Source organism: Autumnicola lenta (genome assembly GCF_031846515.1).
Classification (GTDB): domain Bacteria; phylum Bacteroidota; class Bacteroidia; order Flavobacteriales; family Flavobacteriaceae; genus Autumnicola; species Autumnicola lenta.
The window spans coordinates 49,980-74,224 of the sequence record NZ_JAVRHO010000011.1 but is presented as its reverse complement, the minus strand read 5'-3'; the positions used below and the strand labels follow the sequence as shown (position 1 = coordinate 74,224).

The window sequence follows — 24,245 nt, the reverse complement described above, 5'->3', positions numbered from 1 at the left end:
TTTTCCAATCACAGTATTTCTGTTCAATTCTTTAGTCCCGTAATAGTCCAAATACCCATTACATAAAAGCTATATCCCTGTAAAGCTAGCATCTTCAAAAGCAGTCCCAATTACCACAATATCAGCTCCCGCAGTATAAGCTTCCTGAAGTTGTTCTTTGCTGCGTATGCCACCACCTACTATCAGTGGAATCGTAATGGTTTTTTTTACTTCGGAAATAATTGCAGCTCCCACAGGGATTTTTGCTCCACTTCCGGCTTCCAGATAAACCAGGTTTTTTCCTGAAAATTCGCCTGCCAAAGCTGTTTCAGAAATTAGATTTACTTTACTCTGCCCTATAGGTTCGGTTTGGCTAACCCGCTGTACGGCAGATTCCTTACCGCCATCAACGAGAATATAAGCTGTCGGAAGAATTTCGAGCCCCGAAAACTGTAGTTTGGGAACAGACTTTATTTGCTGCCCAATTAAATATTCCGGATTTCTTCCGGAAAGCAGACTCAAAAACAGAATAGCGTCAGCTTCTTCAGTGATCTGTTCGTGACTTCCGGGAAATAAAATTATTGGTAATTTTGAATGCTTTTTTAAAGCTTCAACTGTTTGCTCTGTTTGCTGTGCTGTGGCGGTGCTTCCTCCTACAAGTAGATAATTGGCATTTTGGGGCATCCGCTTTAGAAAAGCTTCAGCTTTGGTATTATCAAATTTTTCAGGATCTACTAAAACACATAGCAGTTTTTCACCCCGGGAAGCTGATGCTAAAATTTCAGAATAAATAGAAGTCATTAATCGTCAAACTTCATATTTTCAGTAGAACGAGAGGCATGAACGCAGGTAAAACCCTCAAATTCTAAAAATTCAAGATCAAAATGTGCAGTATTACCTCTATAAAAGCTTTTTCCGGTGGTAGCATTCGCCTCAAAGTCGAAATCTTTGATATCTATGTGGTGCAAAAAGCTCAAACCCGGTTCTGCCTGCAATTTATAGATAGATTCCTTAGCTCCCCAGACAATAGTAAGTTTTCGCACAAGGGCTTCTTCATTAGCCAAAGTATGATACTCTTTTAAAGGAGTGAATTTATTGGCAATTTTCAGGATTTTATCGCGCTGCTTTTCAATGTCAATTCCCACTTCTTTGTCGCTAACGATAATCCCGGTAAAATCAAAAGAATGAGTAATAGAGATATATTTTCCATCTTTGAGGTGAGGTTTACCCAAATCGTCGTAATACAAATCATTGTCTGTATAGCCGGCTTCAGCCAATAAATGCCTGATGCTCATAAAACCCCGCCGATGAATTTCAGATTTCATACCCTCAACTCTCTCCCGGCAATGCGCAGTAAGTTCTATGCCTTTACTTAGCCATTCCAGCGATTCTTCAATCTTCCAAATGAGGACTTTAGTGCGCTCATCAACTGTTATTGTTTTGTAAAGTGACATGCAATTTTCTTATATATTACTTACTTTTGCAACTTAATAGTTACTGTAATCAAATATAACAATATGTCCACTAAAACGGTGCCTTATACGGCATATAAAGTAAAAGATATTTCCCTGGCAGCATGGGGAAGGAAAGAAATTGAGCTGGCTGAAGCAGAAATGCCAGGCCTGATGTCACTTAGGGAAGAATTTAAAAATGAGCAGCCATTAAAGGGGGCCAGAATTGCCGGTTGTTTGCATATGACCATTCAAACTGCTGTTCTTATTGAAACTCTTGTTTCTTTGGGAGCTGAAGTTACCTGGAGTTCCTGTAACATTTTTTCTACACAAGATCAGGCTGCCGCTGCGATTGCTGAAGCTGGCATCCCTGTTTATGCGTGGAAAGGAATGACTGAGGAAGAATTTAACTGGTGTATAGAACAAACGCTTTTCTTTGGGGAAGATCGCAAACCCCTGAACATGATTCTTGATGACGGTGGAGATCTTACCAATATGGTCTTTGATAAATATCCGGAACTTACTGAAGGAATCCGCGGACTTTCAGAAGAAACCACTACAGGGGTTCACCGTTTGTACGAACGAATGAAAAAAGGAACGCTTGCCATGCCGGCCATTAACGTAAACGATTCTGTCACCAAATCTAAATTCGACAATAAATATGGTTGTCGCGAGAGTGCGGTAGATGCGATACGTCGTGCCACAGATGTGATGCTTGCAGGAAAACGAGTAGTTGTTTGTGGATATGGAGATGTGGGTAAAGGAACTGCCCAGTCATTTAAAGGCGCCGGATCTATTGTAACGGTTACAGAAATTGACCCAATTTGTGCTTTACAGGCTGCAATGGACGGTTTTGAAGTGAAAAAACTTGAAACCGTACTTCCAAAAGCAGATATCGTGATTACCACTACTGGAAATAAAGATATTGTGCGCGGTGAACATTTCAAAGCGATGAAGGATAAGACCATCGTTTGTAATATTGGGCATTTTGACAATGAGATTGCAGTTGCGTGGTTGAATGAGAACTACGGTGATACAAAAGATGAAATTAAACCTCAGGTAGATAAATATACCATAGACGGAAAAGATATTATTCTTCTTGCTGAAGGCCGACTGGTAAATTTAGGTTGTGCCACAGGACATCCAAGTTTCGTAATGAGCAATTCCTTTACAAACCAGACTTTAGCGCAGATAGAACTTTGGAACCATTCAGATAAGTATGAAAATGAAGTTTATATGCTTCCAAAGCATTTAGATGAAAAAGTAGCTGCACTTCATTTAGAAAAAATTGGAGTTGAACTGACAGAACTTTCCAAAGAACAAGCCGATTATATTGGTGTTGAAGTGGAAGGACCGTTTAAACCGGAATACTACAGGTACTAGACTGTAGGCTATAGGCTATAGGCTATAGGCAAAAAATAAAAAATCCTGTTCGGAATGATTCTGAACGGGATTTTTTTATTGATAGACTTTCCAAAAAGTGCGACTTCCAAAATGGCTATTATCGGCCTGAAATCTCAGCATTAATCCACAAATAATCTCTCGTCTTCTTAGAATATTGTAGGGAGTATCTGGATTCTTATATCTTCTCTTCCCTGCTTCAGTTTAAAATAAAGACTCCGAAATGCCAATTATCAACCCGCTATTTTCCGCAATAAAAAAAGCCCTCAGTTTTCACTGAAGGCTTCAAATATCTTAAAAAGAAATGCTTATGCTTCAAACGGTTCAATAGAAACGTAAGATTTATTGTCTTTCTTTTTAGTAAATTTTACAAGGCCATCTACTCTGGCATGTAAAGTATGATCTTTTCCTGCGTACACATTCTCACCTGGATTGTGTGCAGTTCCTCTTTGTCTTACAATGATATTTCCGGCTACGGCAGCTTGTCCTCCAAAGATCTTTACACCTAAGCGTTTCGATTCTGATTCCCTACCGTTCTTGGAACTACCAACTCCTTTTTTGTGAGCCATCTTATATTAGTTTTAGTATATTAATAAAATTAGCTTAATGCAGCAACCAATTCTGCTTTCTTCATTGAAGAGTATCCTTCAACACCTTTGTCTTTAGCCATCTCTCTTAATTCAACAACAGTATAGTTGTTTAAATCCTCAGATTTATTTTCAGACTTAGCTTTAGTCTCTTCTTTCTTTTCAGTTTTTTCAGAAGAAGAAGATTTCTTACCACCTTTTAAAGTAATATCTTCAATCTGAATTTCTGTTAAAGATTGACGGTGTCCATTCTTAACACGGTAACCTTTACGTCTTTTCTTCTTGAAAACAATAACTTTGTCTCCTTTTAAATGACGGGTAATTTTTGCTCCAACAAGAGCACCTTCTATAGCCGGGGCGCCTAAAGTAATATCGTCACCATCACCGGTAAGAAGAACTTTATCAAAAGAGACACTGTCTCCTTCTTCTCCCGCCAAACGGTGTACGAATACTTTCTGGTCTTTTGCAACTTTAAATTGCTGCCCTGCTATCTCTACAATTGCGTACATAGCGTATTTTAATTAATTATTTAAAGATAATTCTGCTTATTTCAAGCGGGTGCAAATATACTTCTAAATAATTAATTGACAAAGTCTTTCTGGAATTTACATCCTAAAATTAAAAGGTATGTTCTTTGCCTTCTTCTGTATTACGGGAAACCTTATGTAGTTGTGTCCAGGCGAAAGTAAGAACCAGCGTACTTGCAAAACCGGCCAATCCAACTCCTACCAACAGGAAGCCTACAGTAGAGGACCAGTCGGTAACCCACATTGGCATGGAATCCAGCATAAAATCCGGATCTATTTCTGTAGCATAAATTAAAAAAAAGATTGTAAATATAGTCGTAGCGAGAAAGCCAGCAGTTAAGCCCACCATAAAACTTTTCCGAAATTTGAATTTATCACCCGCTTCTTTTTTATATCCTTTTATAGCAAAGTAAAGTCCCGCTCCCAGTATCACCATATTAAAAATACTAAAGGCCGGATATTGATGTAGTCCAAAAATAGATAATAACAAAAAATATATAATTAGAGCGGCTGCAATACCGAGTCCGAATTTTACTGGAGTACTTATATTATTCATGGTCATTTAGTTTTTCCTTAGTAAATTTGGGAAAAAACTAGCATTTTATGCCTTAAGGGCTTGTTAATTTTCTCCTCCAGCCCAATAAATCAGGGGGTTTGCAGTAATTATCTTTTTCCTGTAACAAATTAAGCTTTTCAATTACTTATATTTAGACATTAATAAAAAAAACCACTTAAAAAATGATCCACAAGATTAAAACCACCGCCATCGCCCTCTTTTTAGGGTTCTGTGCAATTGGACAGGAGGTAGAGTATACCGAATATAACCTGGACAATGGATTACATGTAATTTTACACCAGGACAATACAGCTCCTGTAGCTACGGTTGGAGTAATGTATCACGTAGGCGCTAAAGACGAAGAAGCAGGTCGTTCTGGCTTTGCTCACTTCTTTGAGCATCTTTTATTTGAAGGCACCGAAAACATTGAACGCGGAAAATGGTTTGACATTGTCGCTGCTAATGGCGGTAGTAATAATGCTAATACCACGCAGGACCGAACTTATTATTACGAAACATTTCCTTCTAACAACCTGGAGCTTGGTCTATGGATGGAATCTGAAAGAATGCTCCACCCGGTTATAAATGAAATTGGTGTAGAAACTCAAAATGAAGTTGTAAAGGAGGAGAAACGTTCCCGTATAGATAACGCCCCTTATGGTAAGATCATCTACTCTACCGGTATCAACAAATACGTTTTTGATAAGCATCCTTACAAAAACTCTGTAATTGGCACCATGGAAGATCTGGATGCAGCCGAGCTTGATGAATTCAAAGCTTTTTTTGATAAATATTACGGACCAAACAACGCAACTTTAGTTGTTGCCGGGGATATTGATATGGAGAAAACTAAAGATCTGATAGAGAAATACTTCGCCGGGATTCCTGAAGGAAATGAAGTCGAGCCAGTTTCAATTGAGGAAGAACCCATTACAGAAACTATCACAGCGACAGAATACGATAGCAACATCCAAATTCCTGCAAAACTTTTTGTTTACCGTACACCTTCTATGGTAGAAAAAGATGCTTATGTTTTAGATATGATTTCTTCTATTCTTACAGATGGCAGAAGCTCCAGGATGTATAAAAAAATGGTAGACGAAGAAAAAACTGCACTTCAGGTGTTGGCTTTCCCCAGATCCCAGGAAGATTATGGAACCTATGTAATGGGTGCTCTTGCTTTAGGTGAAACTCCTTTAGATACTCTTGCCACCTCCATGGATGAAGAAATCGAAAAGCTTCAGAACGAGTTAATTTCAGAAAAGGAATATGAAAAACTTCAGAATAAATTTGAAAATCGCTTTGTAAATTCCAATAGCAGCATAGAAGGTATCGCTTCTTCGCTCGCCACTTACAATGTACTTTACGGTGATACGGACCTTATCAATAAAGAAATTGAAATCTACAGGGATATTACCAGGGAAGATATTCAAAGGGTTGCCAATGAGTATCTTAACGAGAATCAGCGTTTAGAACTGGATTACCTTCCGGAAAGCGAAAAGGAATAACTTAAAAAACTTATAGAATGAAATTTAATATACTCACATTATTTATAGCCTGCTTTTTGACCACAGCGACAATTGCGCAGGTAGACCGATCTAAACAACCTGAACCGGGACCGGCACCAAAGATCAATCTTGGACAGCCTGATGAATTTACATTAGACAATGGATTAAAAGTCCTGGTTGTAGAAAATCATAAGTTACCAAGAGTTTCTGCTTCTTTAATTATAGACAATAAACCTCACACAGAAGAAAAACCGGCTACTTCTGCCCTCGTTTCTTCCCTATTGGGAACAGGAACCGAAAACATGTCTAAAGACGCTTTTAACGAAGAAATCGACTTCCTGGGAGCTGATATTAGTTTTGGATCAGAAAGCGCTTATGCGCGGTCTCTCTCCAAGTTTTTCCCACGGGTAATGGAACTAATGGCTGAAGGAGCTTTAAGGCCAAAATTTACCCAGGAAGAATTTGAAGCTGAGAAAAATAAACAAATCGAAGGTTTAAAGTCTCTCAATAAAGACGTAGGTTCAATTGCAAGCCGTGTAAGTGCAGCTCTAGCCTATGGAGCTAATCATCCCTATGGTGAATTTGCTACCGTGGAAAATACTGAAAAAGTTTCTTTAGAAGACGTAGAAAGCTTTTACAAGAGTTACTTCAAACCTGCCAATGCTTACCTTGTAGTAGTTGGGGATATTGAAACTGCTGAAGTGAAAGAACTGGCCGAAAAGAACTTTGGCAACTGGGAAGCCGGAGCTCCAAATGAGCGGGATTTACCTGTTGTTACCAACGTTGACGCAACACAGATCAACCTTATAGACATGCCAAATGCAGTACAGAGCGAACTAAGACTTCAAAATACAATAGACCTTAAAATGTCTGATGCAGATTACTTCCCTGTTCTGGTTGCCAATCAAATCCTTGGTGGTAGTTTTGGAAGTTATCTTAACATGAACCTAAGGGAAGATAAAGGCTATACTTACGGAGCAAGAACCAATACAGGAGCCGACAAGTATGCCTCCAGATTTATTGCCCAGGCCAGCGTCAGGAACGCAGTAACCGATAGCGCAATTGTAGAGTCTCTAAAAGAAATTAGAAGAATTAAAACAGAGCCCGTAGATGCTGAAATGCTGGAAAATGCAAAAAGTAAGTTTGCAGGTGACTTCGTTCTGGATCTTGAGCAGCCTTCTACCATTGCCAGTTATGCATTAGACATAAAGACAAATGATCTTTCAGAAGATTTTTACGAAAACTTTCTTCAAAACATCAATGCAGTTACTGCAGAAGACATCCAACGTGTAGCCAATAAGTATTATCAAACTGATAATATGAGAATTATAGTGGCCGGTAAAGCTTCAGAAATTGGTGAAAACCTTGAGAAAATTGAATTTGAAGGAAAAACAATTCCTGTAAAGTATTACAACAAACTTGGTGAAGAGGCCGAAAAACCTCAGGCCAAAGAAGTTGATGCTTCTGTAACTGTAGAAAAGGTTTATGAAGATTATATTGAAGCCATTGGTGGACGTGATGCTGTTGAAGAGATAGAAAGTGTTGTAATGAAGGCTGAAGCTTCTGTACAGGGAATGACTTTAAACCTTGTTCTAAAAAGAACTATGGACGGTAAATTAAATCAGGAAGTATCTGTTGGTGGAAATGTAATGAGTAAACAAGTTTTTGATGGTGCAGCAGGATTTGTTGTGGCACAGGGACAAAAAATTCCTTACAGCGAAGAGCAGATAACAGCTGCTAAAGTAGATGCCAATCCTTTTCCTGAACTGGAAGCAGGAGATGCTACTTTAGAAGGAATTGAAACCATTGAAGGAGTTGATGCTTATGTAGTTGCCCTGACCGAAAACAACAAAGCATACTACAGCGTAGACAGCGGATTAAAAATACAGACTGTACAAACTGTTTCCCAGGCAGGACAAACAATGTCTATTCCAACAGGATACAGTGACTATCAGGAAGTGGAAGGTGTGAAATTTCCTTTTAAACTAACCCAGGCCGCAGGTCCTCAGACATTTGAGTTTGATGTAACTGAAATCCTGATTAACGAAGGAGTAAGTGAAGCTGACTTTCAGGAATAAAAATTTTTGCTAATGTTAGATGAGTCGGTTTTCTTAGGAAAATCGGCTCTTTTTTATTTATCCAATTTCTTTTTACGTGGGGTATATAAACTCTTAGATCGGTTTACCACAAATACGCCCACCATAATAACAGATGCTGAGAAAAGCTGCCAGAGACTAAATATTTCACCATCCAAAATACCCCATCCCAGCGCTACCACCGGAATCGTATAAGTAACTGAGGTCGTGAAAACGGGATCTGATATTTGCACCAGCCGGTTAAAAATAATCATCGCAACTCCGGTGCCTAAAATGCCCAATATCGCCACGTAACCTATAGAAGAAAGGATTTTACCTTCAGTAAAATCATTACTTAAGAACCCAGAGAAATAAAGCATTGCCAGGGCTGGAAAAAGAAGAACAAAAAAATTTCCTGCAGCTATTCCCAAAGCAGAAATATCTTTCATATACATCTTCAGAATATTTACATTCATAGCATAAAATCCTGTAGCAACAATAACCAAACCCGAATAAAAGTAGTTCTGATCGGGATTCACACTGGCCCCACTCAGAATTAACGCAAGAGTACCGATTAAGCCTATTACCACACCCAGCACTTTATTCTGAGTAAAAACCGCACGAAAGAAAAAACCACCAAAGATGAGAGTTAATAACGGAGTGGTTGCATTCAGAATGGAAGCTACCGCACTATCTATCTCCGTCTCTGCAAAAGAAAAAAGATATACAGGAAAAAAGGATCCCACGAATCCTGAAATTATTATCCATTTCCATTGCGAGGTGTTGAGTTTCAGCAAAGTTTTAAAGCCAGTGAGTATTAAGAAAACTGCAGCAAAGATAATCCTGAAAGACCCCACCTGGAGAGCTGAAAGGCCAATCAAGCCCTTCTTGATGAGAATAAACGAACTTCCCCAAACCAGGGAAAGAAGGACCAAATAGATCCACTTTAAATTTTTAGCAGGCATATCAATTTTTAAAACTGCAAAAATCGATATTCTTTAAAAGCTTCAAAGGAAAACCGGAAATTATTTCCACTCCAGGCTTTCCATGAGATACCTGATATCCTTTTTAAGATAATCTGCCGCCGGAACAATTGAATCGTAGTTAGGCTGACTTTCAAAATAAACCGAGCCTGTGAGAAAATGATTGGTACTATCTGTTAAATAAAACTGAGCCTGTGAGGCTGCATTTCCCGACACTTCGTAAAACATACCATACGTATTGCGTATATCATTGGTGTAAATATCACCTTCTATAGCATCGGCCTTGATTGTATGCTGCAAGGGCAATTTTTGTGCGTCCCGAAGTAGAGAGTCAAGATTGTTATTAACCTTTTGATACGTGAGATAAATAGCTCCGCTCATTAATTCGTAATCAAGATTTATCCAGCAGGGAGTATTTGTAAGAGAAGGAGAAATAGTGGCCAGCTCGTTCTTTTCAAAAGAATATGGACAGCCGATATCCATTCGGGAATATTCAGCTTCAGGATATTCCAGCGCCAAAAAACCTTTCGGTTTAGGCTGGGGATCATCTGCACATGCAAATAAAACTATCGACAGGCTTAAGAACAACATTCTTCTTAGTTTCATATCGGTGCTATATTCAGTTTTATTTGTTTAATGCGCCTATCATCTATCACTTCTACTTTAAAAGTATAATTAAGAAAAATAATTTCATCATTTTTCTTAGGAAACCCGCCTGAGATTTCCAGTAAAAATCCTGCTAATGTCTCTGCTTCTCCCCGTTGTTCCTCAAAAGCAGTAGGATCCTCAAGTTTTATGATCTTGTAAAAGTCCTTTAAAGAAGTTTTCCCTTCAAAAATGAAATTGTTTTCGTCAAGCTTAGAAAAAATCAGATCTTCATCATCAAATTCATCGCTTATATCACCCACAATTTCTTCTATTATATCTTCAAGAGATATTAAACCACTGGTTCCTCCATATTCGTCCACCACTATTGCAAGGTGATTTCTTTTACTCTGGAAATCGTTTAATAAATCATCCAGCTTCTTGTTTTCAGGCACAAAATAAGGTTCTCTTAAAAGTTTAGTCCATTCATACTCCTGTTCGTTTATATACGGAAGCAAATCTTTTACATAGAGAATCCCTGAAACATTATCTATATTCTCCTTATAAACCGGAATTCTGGAGTACCCATTCTCGATAATGGCAGGTATAATTTCCCTGTAAGCATCGGCTTCGTTAAGAGCGAAAATGTCCATTCTGGGACGCATCACCTGTTTTGTATCTGTATTTCCGAAGGATACAATACCTTTTAGAATCTTCTGTTCCTCCCTTGTAGTATCTTCCTCACTGGTTAACTCCAGCGCCTGGGATAGATGATCTATACTTATAAAAGATCTTTTCCTCCCAAACTTATCCTGAATATATAGCGTGACCGCACGCATGGGAGTACTGAGAGGGGAGAAAAATGTATCCAAAAAATTTATTGGATAGGCCATGATATTGGAAAACTTCACATTGTTCCTGCTTGCATAGACCTTGGGAAGTATTTCACCAAATAGCAAAATAAGAAATGTAACCAGACCTACTTCTACTATTAACCTGAAGTCGATGCCGAATACCTCCATATTTGTTTCCCCAAACATCTCTGTTACAAGGGAATCAAAAAGAAGCACTATAGCAATGTTAATAAAATTATTCGCAACCAGAATGGTAGCCAATAACTTTTTGGGTTTATCCAGAAGTTTTATTACAATTTCCTGCGTCTTTGTCCTCTTTCCGTCTTCTGTAACAAAGTTTGCCGGCGTAAGGGAAAAAAAAGCAACTTCAGCACCAGAGATTAGTGCAGAGCATAGCAATAGCAGTAATAAGAATAGGATACTTATTACATCGGTTATGTCGAAAGCGGCCCAAAGCAATAGCAAACTGGGAGGTTCCGGATCCAAAGGCAAATATTTTAGTTAAACTTAGAATGGCAAATCATCTTCCTCTTCGCTTTGACCAATCGGTTGATTCTGATTTGCAAAGTTATCATTTTTTGACTGGCTTTTTGTTCCAGACATCGGCGAATTTTGAGATTGGTTTTCTGAACTACTTTCACCTTTGGGAGTAAGAAAAGTAAACTCTGTACACTGGACTTCAGTAGAATACCTCTCATTCCCCTGATCATCCTGCCATTTACGGGTTTTTATACGCCCCTCAATGTATACTTTATCCCCTTTTTTGAGATATTTTTCGCAAATTTCAGCAGCCTTATTCCGTACCACGACGTTGTGCCATTCTGTATTATTTACTTTTTCTCCCGTAGTCCTGTTAGTATAACTTTCGTTTGTAGCCAGGGGAAAACGTCCAATAACACCACCACCTTCAAAATAATGCATTTTTACATCATCTCCCGTGTGCCCAATTAGCATTACCTTGTTAAGTGTTCCTGTCATTTTTTTCTATTTTAGATATCAACTCTTCAATTACAATGTAAAATACTGAAAAATTTAGCGGCTTAATAAGGTGAAAGTTATAAAATTTCAACAAAATTTTCTTCAGTAGTCCGCAGGCTCATATTCATTAAGGAAATTCTGAATTAAAACCGGAACCGGATATTTGGCAATTTTCGATACAGGAATTCCATTTTCAGGTGATTTCTGCGGCTCAATTAACCAAAAACGTGCATAGATATGCTGATGCGATAATTTATGTACTACAGGCTTTTCATTATACAACCTGATAACTGCATTTTGACCTGTTTTCTCCCTCAATTCTTCTTGCCGAAGGAATTCTGCAGCCGTAAGTTGCTTTTCCGTCTCTATTAAAGGGAATTCATATAAGCCATTCCAGATTCCCTTTCCCTTTCTTTGATTTAAAAGCGTAGTATTTTCTTCGGAATGAAAAACAAGGTAATTGAAATACCGATGCCTGATTTTGCCCTTTTTCAATTTGACAGGCAGTTCGGAAATCCTGTTTTCCTTTAATGCAAGGCAACTACTATTAAAAGGACAGGTAGCGCAAAATGGATTTTTGGGCTTACATTGCAGCGCCCCAAACTCCATTAAAGCCTGATTAAAGGCTGAAGGATTATCTCTGTCCAGCAATTCTGTTGCCAGGGCCTTAAACTCTTTAATGCCTTCCGAAGAATTTATTGGCGTAGCACTGCCAAAATATCTAGCCAGGACCCGGTAAACGTTTCCATCTACCACCGCCACCGGCTCATCATAACAAATTGAAGCAATCGCACTTGCAGTGTAATCGCCAACTCCCTTCAACTTAAGGAGTCCTCTAAAGTCTTGCGGAAAAACACCTTCCAGTTCATCCGCCACATATTTCGCTGTCTCGTGCAGGTTTCTGGCCCGGGAATAATATCCCAAACCCTGCCAAAGCTTTAAAACCTCCTGCTGGGAAGCCGCGGCCAGATCAAAAATAGTTGGAAAAGCTTCAATAAACCGGAAATAATAGGGCATTCCCTGCTCCACACGCGTCTGCTGTAAAATAATTTCGCTGAGCCATATCTTATACGGATCTCTCGTTTTACGCCAGGGCAACTCACGCTTGTTATTCAAATACCAGTTAATCAACACCTTAGAAAACACCATACTTAAAATCATCTGCCTGCAATATAAAATCTTTATTCTGTTATTATTTAATGGATTAGGCTTGAAATATTGAAGATATAATTCTTATATTTGCCCCCTTGAAAATTCAAACCCCAATTATAAAATAGCACGAAAATGACGAAAGCAGATATCGTAGCAAACATTTCAGAAAAACTAGGAATGGAAAAAGGAGATGTTCAGGCTACTATTGAATCCTTTATGGACGAAGTTAAGACTTCCCTGGAAAGTGGAGATAATGTATATTTGAGAGGCTTTGGAAGCTTTGTTGTTAAGACAAGAGCAGAGAAAACCGGAAGAAATATTTCTAAGAACACTACAATTAAAATACCCGCACATAACATTCCTGCTTTCAAGCCCGCAAAGATTTTTGTTGAAGGTGTTAAGAGCAATGTAGAGGTAAAAGAATAACTGTTTTCCCCTAAAAAACAGAAACCAACAAAGAATTATTAATTAAAAAGACAACACTATGCCAAGTGGTAAAAAAAGAAAAAGACATAAGGTAGCCACGCACAAGCGTAAAAAAAGAAGAAGAGCTAACCGTCACAAGAAAAAGTAGTTCTAAACTACTTTTTTTATTTTAAAACGTTCATTGAAATCGAAACTTAAACCATTTTTGGTTTTAGTTTCTTCAGGATTGAAAACCCTGTGAGAAAATAATGTTTAATCCATCTGTGTCTGCTTTGGCAGGTATAGATTAAAATCTAAAAGAGTGGACAAAGAATTAATTATCCGGTCCGAATCCTCTGCTGTAGATTTTGCCTTAACAAAAGATGGAAAACTTATTGAACTCAACAAGGAAGAAGATGACAACAAATTTAATGTTGGGGATATTCTTATTGCCAAGATTAGAAAAGCTGTCCCCGGTCTAAATGCCGCATTTGTAAATGTAGGTTATGAAAAAGATGGTTTTTTACACTATCACGATCTGGGTCCTCAAGTATCTTCTTTGCTTAAGTTCATAAAACGTGTAAGCACAGGTAAACTGAAAGATTATTCTTTACAGAATTTTTCTTTTGAAAAAGACATAGACAAAGACGGTAGTATTACCGATGTCTTAAAATCAAATCAGTCGCTACTGGTTCAGGTAGTAAAAGAACCAATTTCCACTAAAGGCCCAAGGTTAAGCTCAGAACTTTCCCTGCCAGGACGCTATATAGTGCTGGTTCCTTTTTCTAACCGGGTTTCGGTTTCACAAAAAATCGAAAGCAAGGAAGAAAAGGAGCGTTTAAAAAGATTGGTTAAAAGCATTAAACCCAAAGGGTTTGGTGTTATTGTAAGAACCGTAGCCGAAGGCAAAAAAGTAGCAGAACTGGACAGAGACCTCCAAAATTTAATGGGGCGCTGGACAGCAATGTGTAAGAAATTGTATAAACCGCACCATCCTTCAAAGGTGTTAGGAGAACTAAACAGGGCTTCTTCCTTGTTAAGAGATATCTTTAACGATAGCTTCACCTCCATTATAGTAGATGAAGAAGCGCTTTATACTCAAATTAAAGATTATGTGGGCGAGATCGTCCCAGAAAAAGAATCAATAGTAAAATTGTACCAATCCAATGTACCAATCTTTGAAAAACACGGTATCGAAAGACAAATAAAAACTTCCTTTGGGCGCACCGTCTCCATGAGTAAAGGCGCTTATCTGGTTATAGAACATACCGAAGCCATGCATGTTATAGACGTAAACAGTGGCAACAGGTCTAATAAATCCAGAAACCAGGAAGATACCGCACTCGAGGTGAATATGATAAGCGCTACCGAAATAGCCCGCCAGTTACGACTTCGTGACATGGGAGGAATTATAGTAGTGGATTTTATCGATATGAACAAAGCTGAAAATCGTAAAAAGCTCTTCGACCACCTACGAAATGAAATGAGTGATGACAGGGCAAAACATAAGATTTTGCCGCCTAGTAAATTTGGATTGATTCAAATTACAAGACAACGCGTAAGGCCCGAAATGAATATTAAAACCCGTGAGGTGAATCCTAATGGCGGAAATGGTGAAATTGAGGCACCAATTATTTTAATAAACAAGATAAAGGCCGACTTTGAAAAGTTACTTAAGAAGAATCATAAAAAAATTACCTTAAGTGCGCATCCATTTATTGCAGCCTTTTTAACGAAAGGCTTTCCATCTCCCCGATCGCAATGGTTTATGGACCATAAACGTTGGGTGAAAATCTTACCTAGAGACGCTTACACGTATTTAGAATACCACTTTCACGATAAAGACGGGAAAGTAATTATATAAATTTAGAACGCCTTTCGTTAATTCGGGAGGCGTTTTTTTGTTTCTCTATTTATCTTCTTCTGCACATTTTTTTGCCGATTTTTTTTCATGCATTGATGTCTGTCTAGTGAAAAAATTTTATTCTTTCTACTTTTGAACTTTAAAACCTTTCAATTTTGAATAAAACGCATAAATCCTATACCGTAAAAGAAGCTACTGTTAAGCTTATGCAGTTTTGTGCCTATCGCGATCGTTCCCATAAAGAAGTAGAAGAAAAACTGAAGGAAATGAACATGATTCCTGCAGCACAGGAACAAATTATCATTAAGTTAATGCAGGAGAATTTCTTAAATGAAGAACGCTTCGCCAGAAGCTTCGTACGTGGGAAATTCAGAATAAAAAAATGGGGCAGGATAAAAATCAAGCAGGAACTTAAGCTGAAGGATATATCTAGTCCAATAATTAAAATAGCCCTTACTGAAATTGATAAAGATGACTATCTCTCTACTTTACATGAAGTAGCTGAAAAGAAATCCAAACTCATTAAGGAATCCAACCCCTTCAAAAAAAAGAAAAAACTCGCCGATCATTTACTCCGTAGAGGCTATGAGGCGAGTCTTGTATATGAAATTACTGATAACTATATCAGTTAACTTTTAAAGGTTTAAACTGGATTTACTCCTATTTGTTTTAGTATTCCCAGCTCATCGCTACTTCCCCATCGTTCTACCAATTTTCCGTCTTTAAACCTGCTAATTTGCATTCCGCGCGCTTTTATAGACTTTCCGGTACCGGCAACTCCCATAAAATCACCTTTATGAGTTCCTGTGAGGGTATAGGCAAAAGCGACATTATCTTCATCGGCTACTAATTGCTCCACCTCAACTTTCATATCGGGAAAGGCATTCCTCATCATGGTAAAAAAATCTATATAACCCTGTGCTCCAGGACCCTGATTGGGCGCCGGATCATGCTCCTTAACATCATCTGCTACAAGATCTCTTAGATTTTCCAGTTTTCCTGAATTTACTGCTTCTCCAAATTTCTGTTGAATTTGCTTATTTTGCTCTTTACTCATAACTTTTTAAATTTTTGTATGTTTTCCTGAAGTTCAGAAAAACATAGCTTTTAATGAAATAACTTTTGATTATTTTAAGCATTGCTTAAGCAAGGATTAACTTATATCGAAACCTCTAATGTAATCCAGAGAAAAGCTGAAAAAATTTTTATTCTACAGAAAAGATATACTACTGTTCAATTTTGTTCTTCTGGTGCGTCTTTTTAACCGCCTGTTCGTTTTTATAATCAATCCATTTCTGTCCTTTCCACTTACGCATGTAATTATCAAAATGGCGCATAAAAAAAACATTGTAGACTGCCTTAGAGAAATTTGTTACTGTCCGTGGTGTCGCGCGTAAACTCATCGAAAATCCGGCGGTAAGATAAGTCATCTGGTGCCAGTAACCCTCGGGCATATAAAGTGCTTCCCCGTGGTTTAATTCGGTTATGTAACCTTTTGCTTTTTTAAGCACCGGAAACTTTTCAAAATCAGGATTTACAAAATCTATGTCCTGCCTGGAAATAAGTGCATGCGGTACTTTATAAAGATATTGACTTTCTGAAGGAGGAAATAAAATGCATTGTTTCTTACCATGGAAATGAAAATGAAGAATATTGGCAAAATCTATGTCGTAATGCATAAAAACCTTCGAATTTTCCCCTCCAAAGAATAACGTAGGAAGCTGCTTTAAAAACCGAAGGCCAAGATCAGGAAAGGAAAAATCCTTCTGAAGTGACGGCACTTCTTTAAGCAGATGATATAAGAAAATCCGGTAATTTGTAGGTCCCGATTTCAACAGTTCGATGTACTCCGACATTTTCATTTTAGTGTGCGGCTCATTAAACTTATATTTTGAAGAAATGGGCCTGTCGTCGTATAGCGGCACAACCTTATCACCCGCGACCTGGTCTATATATTCCAGATTCCATTTTTCATAAGCCGGCCAGTCCTCAATAAGCTGTTCTATAACTACCGGCTTTTGAGGGCGCACATATTTTTTAAGGAAATCAGCTTTAGAAATTCGCTTTTCCCTTGGGATTTCCGCAAGTTGTAGGCCATCGGTCATCATCAGTCAATTTCTATACTTATGCGTCTTTGTTATAGTTGTATTGTTCCGCTTTCACCTCTTCTAATGCTCTCTTACGACAAAAAAAGAAGTATTTTATATGTCTCCGGAAGTGCATACAAATTTAAGGATAAACTTGTACTTTTTTATAAAAGGAGGTTAATTGTTAGAAAAAGAAGGCCAAATTCCGCAAGATCTGAAGAAAAAAAGAGGGAAAATTTAAGAAATTCCCCCTTCAATTATTCGTCAACAACAGAGAAAAGGTGGTACATGCCTGAAAATGGCAATTATCACGCTTTAGTTTTTCGCTTCTCCTGCGCCTGGAGGTTTCTTTCAATTTTATGTCCGGGTCTTGACCATTTTGGCTTTTCTCCAAGGTTCTGGAATTGCGAATGTTCAGCATCAACACTTTTTGGCTGCTCTTTTTTCTCAAATGCCTTCTGCGGATTTAATCCCAATGCTTTAAACATCTCCATATCTTCATTTACATCGGGATTTGGAGTGGTTAATAGTTTATCGCCGGCAAAAATTGAATTTGCCCCGGCAAAAAAGCACATCGCCTGACCTTCCCTGCTCATCTGAGTTCTTCCTGCAGATAATCTTACCTGAGTTTCTGGCATTACAATTCTTGCGGTGGCCACCATTCGCACCATTTCCCATATTGAAACCGGCTCCTGCTCCTCCATTGGTGTTCCTTCAACGGGTACAAGAGCATTAATCGGGACAGATTCCGGTTGCGGATTTAAAGTAGAAAGCGCCACCAGCATTCCTGCACGGTCCTCTGCACTTTCTCCCATTCCAATAATCCCGCCGCTACAAACAGTCACGTTCGTTTTTCTTACATTATCGATCGTTTTTAGCCTGTCGTCGAAACCTCTGGTAGAAATCACCTCTTTATAATAGTCTTCTGAAGTGTCTAAATTGTGGTTATAAGCATAAAGTCCGGCTTCTGCAAGTCGCTGCGCCTGGTTTTCGGTAAGCATTCCCAACGTACAGCAAACTTCCATTTCCAGTTTGTTAATGGTTCGCACCATTTCCAGCACATCGTCAAATTCTTCCCCGTCTTTTACGTTTCTCCAGGCTGCACCCATACAAACACGGGAACTCCCGGCTGCTTTAGCCCTTAGCGCCTGCGCTTTCACCTGATTCACACTCATTAGGTCGTTTCCTTCCAAATCTGTATGATATCTTGCTGCCTGGGGACAATATCCGCAATCTTCGGGGCAACCCCCTGTTTTTATAGACAATAGTGTCGAAACTTGCACCGTATTGGGATCATGATTTTGCCTGTGTATGGTAGCCGCTTCATAAAGAAGCTCCATCAAAGGTTTATTATATATTTCCAGGATTTCTTCCTTCGTCCAATCGTGTTTTGTAGCCATGAAAAAGTAATTTGTATTCAAAAATAACTAAAACTGAAGTTTATTAGCCGTCCTCTGCCAAAGATTTTCAGGATTTACTCATTAAGTGAGATTTAAAGCATTCCGGTTCCAGTTTGGAATATCTTTAAGCTTTCCAATCACTTTCCGGATTTGCCGCCAGTTATTTACTAATCAATATTGAAACGGCATTACCCCCGAAGCCCACTGCATTTATCATGATATTCTCCAGTTTCTCCGGAAATTTATCAAATTCTGAAAAAGGAACAGTTATAAATTGCTCGTGCTGAAGCATCAAAATTGCCATTTCCAGGCTAAGGTTTCCAGATGCCGCAAAAGTATGCCCTATTTTCCATTTGTTACAGGTAATGGCCGGCAGTTCTTGTCCAAAAACCTCCTTGATGGCATTAGTTTCGGCCAAATCGCCTTTAATGGTTCCCGGAGTATGCGTCACCACGACATCAATTTCTGAAGGAGCTTTATCTCCCATGGCCATTTTCATCGATTTCTGCATACATTCTCCATTCGACGAAATTGAAACGCTGTGCTTGAGTTTTTCGGTTGCATATCCCATTCCGGTTATTTTGGCAATGGCATTTTCAGCATTACCGGCTTCCAGACAAAACATCCCTGCACCTTCGCCAAGCACCATGGAATTTCGGGTTTTGCTCATATTTAGCGCCTGGCAGGGATAGTCCAGATCTTCAGAAGCATAAATCTTCATCGCCTTCATTTGCCCCATTGTAAACGGAGTTAAAGCTGCTTCGCTACCTCCCACCAGAAATTTATCAGATAATCCTGCCTGCATCCACGCAATCCCATTCAGCACCGCGTGCAGGCCGGTGGAACAAGTAACACTATGAGAAAATTCCGGGCCGGTGGTTTCCAGGTCCTGTCCCACCCAGGAAGATATGTTCCCAAGTGTGGTAGTCGGAGAGGCAAGTGTTTCTGCCTTTCCGTTTTCCAGAAAGGATTTATGATATTTTTCAAAAAGTTCGGTAGCACCCCTGGAACTCCCAATATTGATCCCGATATTTTTTCCGTTCTCCCAACCTGCTTTTCTTGTTGCTTCCCTTGCAGCCAGAATAGCAAAGAGCACTGACTTATCTACATGCCGATAATTGACATTTTCAGCACGTAACTTTTCTACCTCTGAAGCGAGTTTCTTCGGAAGAAAACCTGCAAAAGCTTCATTTTCCTGGAAATTTCCTTTTGAAAGGTGATGCTTCGGATTTAAATAATTTTCCCAGATTTCTTCTGAAGTTTTTCCCAGTGGTGAAACTGAAGCCATTGAAGTAATTGAAACCGCTTTTTTCAAAACCTGAATTTTCAGTAAAAATAACACCTCAGGATTCTTCTGCTAACTTTTAAGCCTTAAATTTTACCGGGGAAATGCTACTTTTCTGAATAATAACAGTTCAGTATAGATTTCATTTTCCTTTCCCCATCCAACACCTGCTTTATTTCCTGCTGAACTTCCGCAGAAATTAAAATTTTAAGGGGTTGAGGAATTTTATTTAGCTGTAGAAAAGCTTCCTGCAAATGCCGGTCCCAGTCCTCATGAAAATTAAGAAGATCGTCCGGATACACAGTTGTACGGGAAGTTCCTTCATCCTTAGCCTTGAATTCTTCCGTTACATTCAAATATCCATAATCATCAGTAAGCTCTTCATCTTTTTGAATATCACGAATGGCAATTTCAAAATCGTAAGCCGTAGAAAGACAGTTTGACCGAAAGCTATGGTTCACATATTTGGAAATGTCCCAGCATAAAACAAAATTTCCCTTACTATTTCTAAACGTATATTTGTCGAGCATTTCCCGCGCAAAAGAGCTCATAGTCTCCACGTCTTCGGGGTTGTAAACATGATCCAGCTCATCCTGCACCCAGGTTATTGTTCCTTTCGGAATCAATTTTTTAGCTACTACGCCGTAGCCGATTTCGGCGCTGATAAAACGGACTTCCGTATCCGGGTGCATCATAATTTTCAGAATTCGTTCTTATAAATTAAACGAATAAAAGAATACGAATCTAAAAATTTTTGCACGGAAAATGTTAAAATTCAGTTTCCGAATTTCTGCAGCACTGCTTCTATAGAAGTATAAATTTTGTTCAATTCATCATTAGAAATAATGTATGGCGCGAGAATATAAATGGTATTTCCAAGAGGCCGAAGAAAGATCCCGCTGTCCATAAAGTGTTTAAATAATTGATTCCGAAGATTTCCGTAGCGCTCCATTTTCACATCCAGATCAAAAGCGTAAATCACTCCGAGCTGCCTCGTATTGGTGACTTTTGGATGATCTTTTATCCTTGCATTAAAATCCTGATGCGACTTTATTACTCTGGAGATATCTTTTTGAATATCTTTAGAAGTAAGTAATTCTATTCCCGCCAAAGCTGCGGTACAAGCGAGCGGATTAGCCGAATACGTATGACCGTGAAAAAGCCCCTTCGCAAGCTCATCTGAATAAAACGCATCATAAACTGCCTGGGTGCAGGAAGTAAGCCCCATCGGCAAAAGCCCCGCGGTAAGTGCTTTGGACATACATACGATATCCGGTTGCGTCTTGAGGTAATCTGAAGCAAAATATTTTCCTGTCTTTCCAAAACCGGTCATTACCTCGTCTGCAACGCAAATAATTTCATGCTGTTTACAGATGTCCAGGATTTCTTCCAAACCTTCTGCGTCATGCATTTTCATGGCCGCAGCCCCCTGCACCAAAGGCTCATAAATAAATCCGGCAAGCTTATTTTCTGAAATCAACTTTTTTAGTTTGTCGATAACTGCAGAATTATTGGTGCCGTCTGGCGTGGGAATGCGTACCACCTCAATAAAATGATCTACAAAAGCACCGTTGTAAACCGAAAGCCCTGAAACCGACATCGCGCCAAAAGTATCACCATGAAAACCATCTTCAAAAGCCAGCATCACCTTGCGGTCGTTGCCCTGGTTGTGATGGTACTGCAGCGCCATTTTTATCCCAATTTCTGTCGCTGTAGAACCGTTATCGTTGAAAAATATTTTCTGCTGATTTGCAGGTAAAATTTTCATCAAGGCTTCAGAAAGTTCTACCGCGGGCCGGTGTGTAAATCCGCTAAAAACCACCTGATCCAGCTTTTGCATTTGCGCCGCCACACGGGAAGTGATATATTCGTTACAATGCCCGTACATACAGGTGTACCAGGAGGCAATGCCATCAATATATTCCTTACCCGCTTCATCATACAATTTTGCACCTTTTGCTGTTTCTATGGCCAGCATTTCCGGGGAAATTTTGTGCTGCGTTAAAGGATGCCAAAGGTATTTTTTGTCTCTTTCTGAAAGGTTTTGTTCTTTTGATTCGTAGTCTAAAACTGGCATATTTTTGTATGGTTTGAGACCTCCCAGGTTTTAAAAACCTGTGAGGTCTTTCGGTAAAGTTTTATTTAAAAATTTTGTCGCTGATTCAAAATGCGCAGAAGCAGAACTTTGTCACCAGAAATTACATAATGGATAGAATAATTAAACTGATTAAAATTTAGCATTCTTATCTCCTTATAATTTTTCTGAAAAGATTCCGGTGTATTTTCAAGAAACTCAAGTTGCCGGTTAAAATCATTTAAAAAATCCCGGTGGGGATTTCTCGCTTTAAAATAATATTCTGCAGTGGCAAGTTCTATTTCGGCTTCTTTGGAAATAAAGACCTTATAAGTCATATTTCATTTTAATTTCCTCATAGGACTAAAATTCACTTCATCTTTTTCCAGACGCTGCAGCATATCGTCCATCATGGCTTGATATTCTGCAGAAGGCGATTCCAGCTTTCGCGCAGTTTCCTCAATAATGTATTCTAACAGATTTTTTAAAGAACGTTTCTGTTTTTTCGCTTCCTGCTCCAAAATAATGAGCACATCTTCCTCAAGATCTATAAGTTTTCTAACCTTCTCCATGATATATACTTTATATATATCAAAGTTATAAAATATGTTTTTATTCCGGCTCTCATTTTTTCAGACCCCGCAGGTTTTAAAAACCTGTGGGGTCTATCGGTAAAACTCTACAATTTACATCTAAAACTTTCCGCATACTCCTTTACTACATTCCGGTCAAAATAAGGTTCCTGCTCAATTCTTCCAATTATCGGCACCTTTCCCATCTTCTGTATAATTTCTTCGGAAGTTGGATGCTCTTCTCCGCTAAAAATTATTCCGAAGCATTCAAGTCCGCGGCTTTTAAGAAGCTCCAGGCTTAAAAGTGTGTGATTAATACTTCCAAGATAATGGCGGGAAACCAGTATTATTCTGTAATCGGATTTAATAAGGTCTGCAATGGTTTGATGACCGTTGATAGGCACCAGAAGGCCGCCGGCACCTTCAATTACCAGGTGATTGTCAGTTCGCGGCTCGTTAATTTTTTCTGAAGTGATTTTAACCTTATCAATTGCTGCCGCAGCATGCGGACTCATTGGCGTCTTAAGTTCAAAGGAATTTGGATGAAATTCAGTTTTGGCGTTGCTGATTAGTTTTTCAACTTTATGGGTATCGGAATTTTCCAGATCTCCCGCTTGTATTGGTTTCCAGTAATCAGCTTCCAAAGCTTCGGTCACAATCGCTGAAGCAATGGTTTTACCTACCTCGGTTCCAATTCCGGTAACAAAATATTTATGTTTCATATTATTTCTGAAAGTGATTTTAAAACTTTTTGAATCTCTTCTTCGGAATTAAAAGAATGCAGGCAAAATCGTAATCTTTCCTTTCCTTTGGGGACGGTTGGTGATAAAATTGGTTTTACTGAAAATCCGTTCTTCTGAAGATTTTCAGCAGCAGATTTAACTTCTGTATTACCCGGTATGATACAACACTGAATTGCTGAATCGCTGGCAATAAAACGTGAATCCAGACCTTGAGTTTTCAGCTGATCCTTAAAATATTCAATATTACTTTTTAACCGCTGAAGATTCTGCAGGCCGATAATTGCCAAATTTTGATAGGCGCTTAAAATAGTGGCTACAGCATGCGGCGGCAAAGCCGTGGTAAAAATAAAACTCCGGGAAAAATTGATAAGATAATCCTTCAGCATATCACTACCTAAAATTGCAGCGCCATGACAGCCCATTCCTTTTCCAAAAGTAACTATCCGGGCAAAAACTTCTTCCTCCAGCCCCAATTCCTGAACCATATCTTCTCCTTTTTGCCCAAAAACACCTGTAGCATGCGCTTCATCTACAATCAGGAAGAAATTATTTTCTGAAGCATAATTCGCAAGCGATTTTAAGTCCGGAATATCGCCATCCATAGAAAAAACAGATTCAGTAACTACAAAAACATCAGAATTTGCCATTTTAAGCCTGCTGATTTTCTTTTTAAGATCTTCCAGGTCATTATGCCGAAAACTGTAAGATTTGGCATTGCTCATTTTTATCCCATCGCGAATGGAAGCATGCACAAGCTCATCATAAAATACAAAATCTCCCCGCTGAGGCACTGATGAAAAAAGGCCAATATTGGCATCATATCCAGAATTGAAAATAAGTGCAGCTTCAGTATTATGGAAATTCTTCAGATAATCTTCAGCAACAGCATATAATTTGTGATTTCCAGACAATAGCCTTGACCCTGTAGCCCCGTTTTTCCGAAGATTATGATCGTTCAGAATTTCTTCCGCAGCATCAAAAATTTTTTCAGAAGAAGAGAATCCGAGGTAATCGTTTGAAGAAAAATCGATAACATTATTCTCTTCACCCAAAGCACGAAAGGCTTTGTCCTTCTTTCTATTCTCAAGTCTTCTTTCTAAATTTTTTGGGTAACCAGACATAAAACAAAATTACAACTTCAGGAAAGTTTGTAACTACAAAATGGCAGGAATTTGCATA

Annotated in this window: 26 protein-coding genes; 6 read left to right on the top strand and 20 right to left on the bottom strand. The window is 38.7% G+C overall.

Going from position 1 to position 24,245, the window contains the following annotated elements; all coding sequences use genetic code 11:
• Positions 1 to 69: 69 nt before the first annotated feature.
• Positions 70 to 780, bottom strand: a complete 711-nt coding sequence (locus RM545_RS09380; protein WP_311495065.1) for a phosphoglycerol geranylgeranyltransferase — start codon at positions 778 to 780, stop codon at positions 70 to 72.
• On the bottom strand, positions 780 to 1,433 hold the full coding sequence (locus RM545_RS09375; protein ID WP_311495064.1) for a 4'-phosphopantetheinyl transferase family protein: 654 nt from the start codon (positions 1,431 to 1,433) through the stop codon (positions 780 to 782). Before RM545_RS09375 ends, RM545_RS09380 begins: the two co-directional genes overlap by 1 nt.
• 63 nt (positions 1,434 to 1,496) lie before the next feature.
• Here RM545_RS09375 and ahcY point away from each other — a divergent pair, with 63 nt between their 5' ends.
• Positions 1,497 to 2,813 (top strand): adenosylhomocysteinase, encoded by a 1,317-nt coding sequence (gene ahcY / locus RM545_RS09370; protein WP_311495063.1) that lies wholly within the window; start codon positions 1,497 to 1,499, stop codon positions 2,811 to 2,813.
• A 326-nt stretch (positions 2,814 to 3,139) separates the two neighbouring features.
• Here the strand turns inward: ahcY and rpmA are convergent, their stop codons facing one another.
• From rpmA to RM545_RS09355, 3 genes are all read right to left on the bottom strand, one after another.
• Positions 3,140 to 3,400 carry a 50S ribosomal protein L27 gene (rpmA, locus tag RM545_RS09365; protein ID WP_311495062.1) on the bottom strand — a complete coding sequence of 87 codons (261 nt, stop codon included), beginning with the start codon at positions 3,398 to 3,400 and terminating at the stop codon, positions 3,140 to 3,142.
• 29 nt (positions 3,401 to 3,429) lie between these two features.
• Positions 3,430 to 3,927, bottom strand: coding sequence for a 50S ribosomal protein L21 (rplU, locus tag RM545_RS09360; RefSeq protein ID WP_311495061.1), 498 nt, complete (start codon positions 3,925 to 3,927; stop codon positions 3,430 to 3,432).
• 109 nt (positions 3,928 to 4,036) lie between these two features.
• Complete coding sequence (locus RM545_RS09355) at positions 4,037 to 4,501, bottom strand: DUF4199 domain-containing protein (RefSeq protein WP_311495060.1); 465 nt, start codon at positions 4,499 to 4,501, stop codon at positions 4,037 to 4,039.
• A 182-nt stretch (positions 4,502 to 4,683) separates the two neighbouring features.
• Between RM545_RS09355 and RM545_RS09350 the strand changes: the two genes are divergently transcribed.
• Both RM545_RS09350 and RM545_RS09345 read left to right on the top strand, forming a co-directional pair.
• Positions 4,684 to 6,009 carry a M16 family metallopeptidase gene (locus RM545_RS09350; protein WP_311495059.1) on the top strand — a complete coding sequence of 442 codons (1,326 nt, stop codon included), beginning with the start codon at positions 4,684 to 4,686 and terminating at the stop codon, positions 6,007 to 6,009.
• Positions 6,010 to 6,026: 17 nt separating this feature from the next.
• Positions 6,027 to 8,087, top strand: a complete 2,061-nt coding sequence (locus tag RM545_RS09345) for a M16 family metallopeptidase (protein WP_311495058.1) — start codon at positions 6,027 to 6,029, stop codon at positions 8,085 to 8,087.
• Positions 8,088 to 8,140: 53 nt separating this feature from the next.
• Here the strand turns inward: RM545_RS09345 and RM545_RS09340 are convergent, their stop codons facing one another.
• From RM545_RS09340 to mutY, 5 genes are all read right to left on the bottom strand, one after another.
• On the bottom strand, positions 8,141 to 9,049 hold the full coding sequence (locus RM545_RS09340) for a DMT family transporter (RefSeq protein WP_311495057.1): 909 nt from the start codon (positions 9,047 to 9,049) through the stop codon (positions 8,141 to 8,143).
• A gap of 60 nt (positions 9,050 to 9,109) precedes the next feature.
• Entirely contained in the window at positions 9,110 to 9,673 is a 564-nt protein-coding gene (gene gldD / locus RM545_RS09335; RefSeq protein ID WP_311495056.1) for a gliding motility lipoprotein GldD, read from the bottom strand.
• Positions 9,670 to 10,992, bottom strand: coding sequence for a gliding motility-associated protein GldE (locus RM545_RS09330; protein WP_311495055.1), 1,323 nt, complete (start codon positions 10,990 to 10,992; stop codon positions 9,670 to 9,672). The genes gldD and RM545_RS09330 overlap by 4 nt, the downstream gene beginning before the upstream one ends.
• 21 nt (positions 10,993 to 11,013) lie before the next feature.
• A complete protein-coding gene (locus RM545_RS09325) occupies positions 11,014 to 11,484 on the bottom strand; it encodes a single-stranded DNA-binding protein (protein ID WP_311495054.1) in 471 nt (156 codons plus the stop codon).
• A gap of 102 nt (positions 11,485 to 11,586) precedes the next feature.
• Positions 11,587 to 12,633: an A/G-specific adenine glycosylase gene (mutY, locus tag RM545_RS09320; protein ID WP_311495118.1), complete on the bottom strand. Its 1,047-nt coding sequence runs from the start codon at positions 12,631 to 12,633 to the stop codon at positions 11,587 to 11,589.
• A gap of 135 nt (positions 12,634 to 12,768) precedes the next feature.
• Here mutY and RM545_RS09315 point away from each other — a divergent pair, with 135 nt between their 5' ends.
• The 3 genes from RM545_RS09315 to RM545_RS09305 all read left to right on the top strand — a co-directional run bounded on the left by RM545_RS09315 (position 12,769) and on the right by RM545_RS09305 (position 15,537).
• On the top strand, positions 12,769 to 13,062 hold the full coding sequence (locus RM545_RS09315) for an HU family DNA-binding protein (RefSeq protein ID WP_311495053.1): 294 nt from the start codon (positions 12,769 to 12,771) through the stop codon (positions 13,060 to 13,062).
• Between the two features lie 301 nt (positions 13,063 to 13,363).
• Positions 13,364 to 14,905, top strand: coding sequence for an Rne/Rng family ribonuclease (locus tag RM545_RS09310; protein WP_311495052.1), 1,542 nt, complete (start codon positions 13,364 to 13,366; stop codon positions 14,903 to 14,905).
• Positions 14,906 to 15,057: 152 nt separating this feature from the next.
• Complete coding sequence (locus RM545_RS09305; protein WP_311495117.1) at positions 15,058 to 15,537, top strand: regulatory protein RecX; 480 nt, start codon at positions 15,058 to 15,060, stop codon at positions 15,535 to 15,537.
• Positions 15,538 to 15,548: 11 nt separating this feature from the next.
• Here the strand turns inward: RM545_RS09305 and RM545_RS09300 are convergent, their stop codons facing one another.
• From RM545_RS09300 to RM545_RS09255, 10 genes are all read right to left on the bottom strand, one after another.
• Positions 15,549 to 15,962 (bottom strand): ester cyclase, encoded by a 414-nt coding sequence (locus RM545_RS09300; protein ID WP_311495051.1) that lies wholly within the window; start codon positions 15,960 to 15,962, stop codon positions 15,549 to 15,551.
• 169 nt (positions 15,963 to 16,131) lie between these two features.
• Positions 16,132 to 17,013, bottom strand: a complete 882-nt coding sequence (locus RM545_RS09295; protein ID WP_311495050.1) for a cupin-like domain-containing protein — start codon at positions 17,011 to 17,013, stop codon at positions 16,132 to 16,134.
• 287 nt (positions 17,014 to 17,300) lie between these two features.
• Positions 17,301 to 18,392, bottom strand: a complete 1,092-nt coding sequence (bioB, locus tag RM545_RS09290; RefSeq protein WP_311495049.1) for a biotin synthase BioB — start codon at positions 18,390 to 18,392, stop codon at positions 17,301 to 17,303.
• Positions 18,393 to 18,552: 160 nt separating this feature from the next.
• Positions 18,553 to 19,707 carry a beta-ketoacyl synthase N-terminal-like domain-containing protein gene (locus tag RM545_RS09285; RefSeq protein ID WP_311495048.1) on the bottom strand — a complete coding sequence of 385 codons (1,155 nt, stop codon included), beginning with the start codon at positions 19,705 to 19,707 and terminating at the stop codon, positions 18,553 to 18,555.
• A gap of 77 nt (positions 19,708 to 19,784) precedes the next feature.
• Positions 19,785 to 20,372: an SET domain-containing protein gene (locus RM545_RS09280; RefSeq protein WP_311495047.1), complete on the bottom strand. Its 588-nt coding sequence runs from the start codon at positions 20,370 to 20,372 to the stop codon at positions 19,785 to 19,787.
• An 80-nt stretch (positions 20,373 to 20,452) separates the two neighbouring features.
• Positions 20,453 to 21,754: an adenosylmethionine--8-amino-7-oxononanoate transaminase gene (bioA, locus tag RM545_RS09275; RefSeq protein WP_311495046.1), complete on the bottom strand. Its 1,302-nt coding sequence runs from the start codon at positions 21,752 to 21,754 to the stop codon at positions 20,453 to 20,455.
• Between the two features lie 65 nt (positions 21,755 to 21,819).
• Positions 21,820 to 22,089 carry a type II toxin-antitoxin system RelE/ParE family toxin gene (locus RM545_RS09270; protein WP_311495045.1) on the bottom strand — a complete coding sequence of 90 codons (270 nt, stop codon included), beginning with the start codon at positions 22,087 to 22,089 and terminating at the stop codon, positions 21,820 to 21,822.
• Between the two features lie 3 nt (positions 22,090 to 22,092).
• Entirely contained in the window at positions 22,093 to 22,323 is a 231-nt protein-coding gene (locus RM545_RS09265; RefSeq protein WP_311495044.1) for a hypothetical protein, read from the bottom strand.
• A 107-nt stretch (positions 22,324 to 22,430) separates the two neighbouring features.
• On the bottom strand, positions 22,431 to 23,045 hold the full coding sequence (gene bioD, locus RM545_RS09260) for a dethiobiotin synthase (protein WP_311495043.1): 615 nt from the start codon (positions 23,043 to 23,045) through the stop codon (positions 22,431 to 22,433).
• Entirely contained in the window at positions 23,042 to 24,187 is a 1,146-nt protein-coding gene (locus tag RM545_RS09255; protein WP_311495042.1) for an aminotransferase class I/II-fold pyridoxal phosphate-dependent enzyme, read from the bottom strand. Before RM545_RS09255 ends, bioD begins: the two co-directional genes overlap by 4 nt.
• Between the last annotated feature and the right edge of the window lie 58 nt (positions 24,188 to 24,245).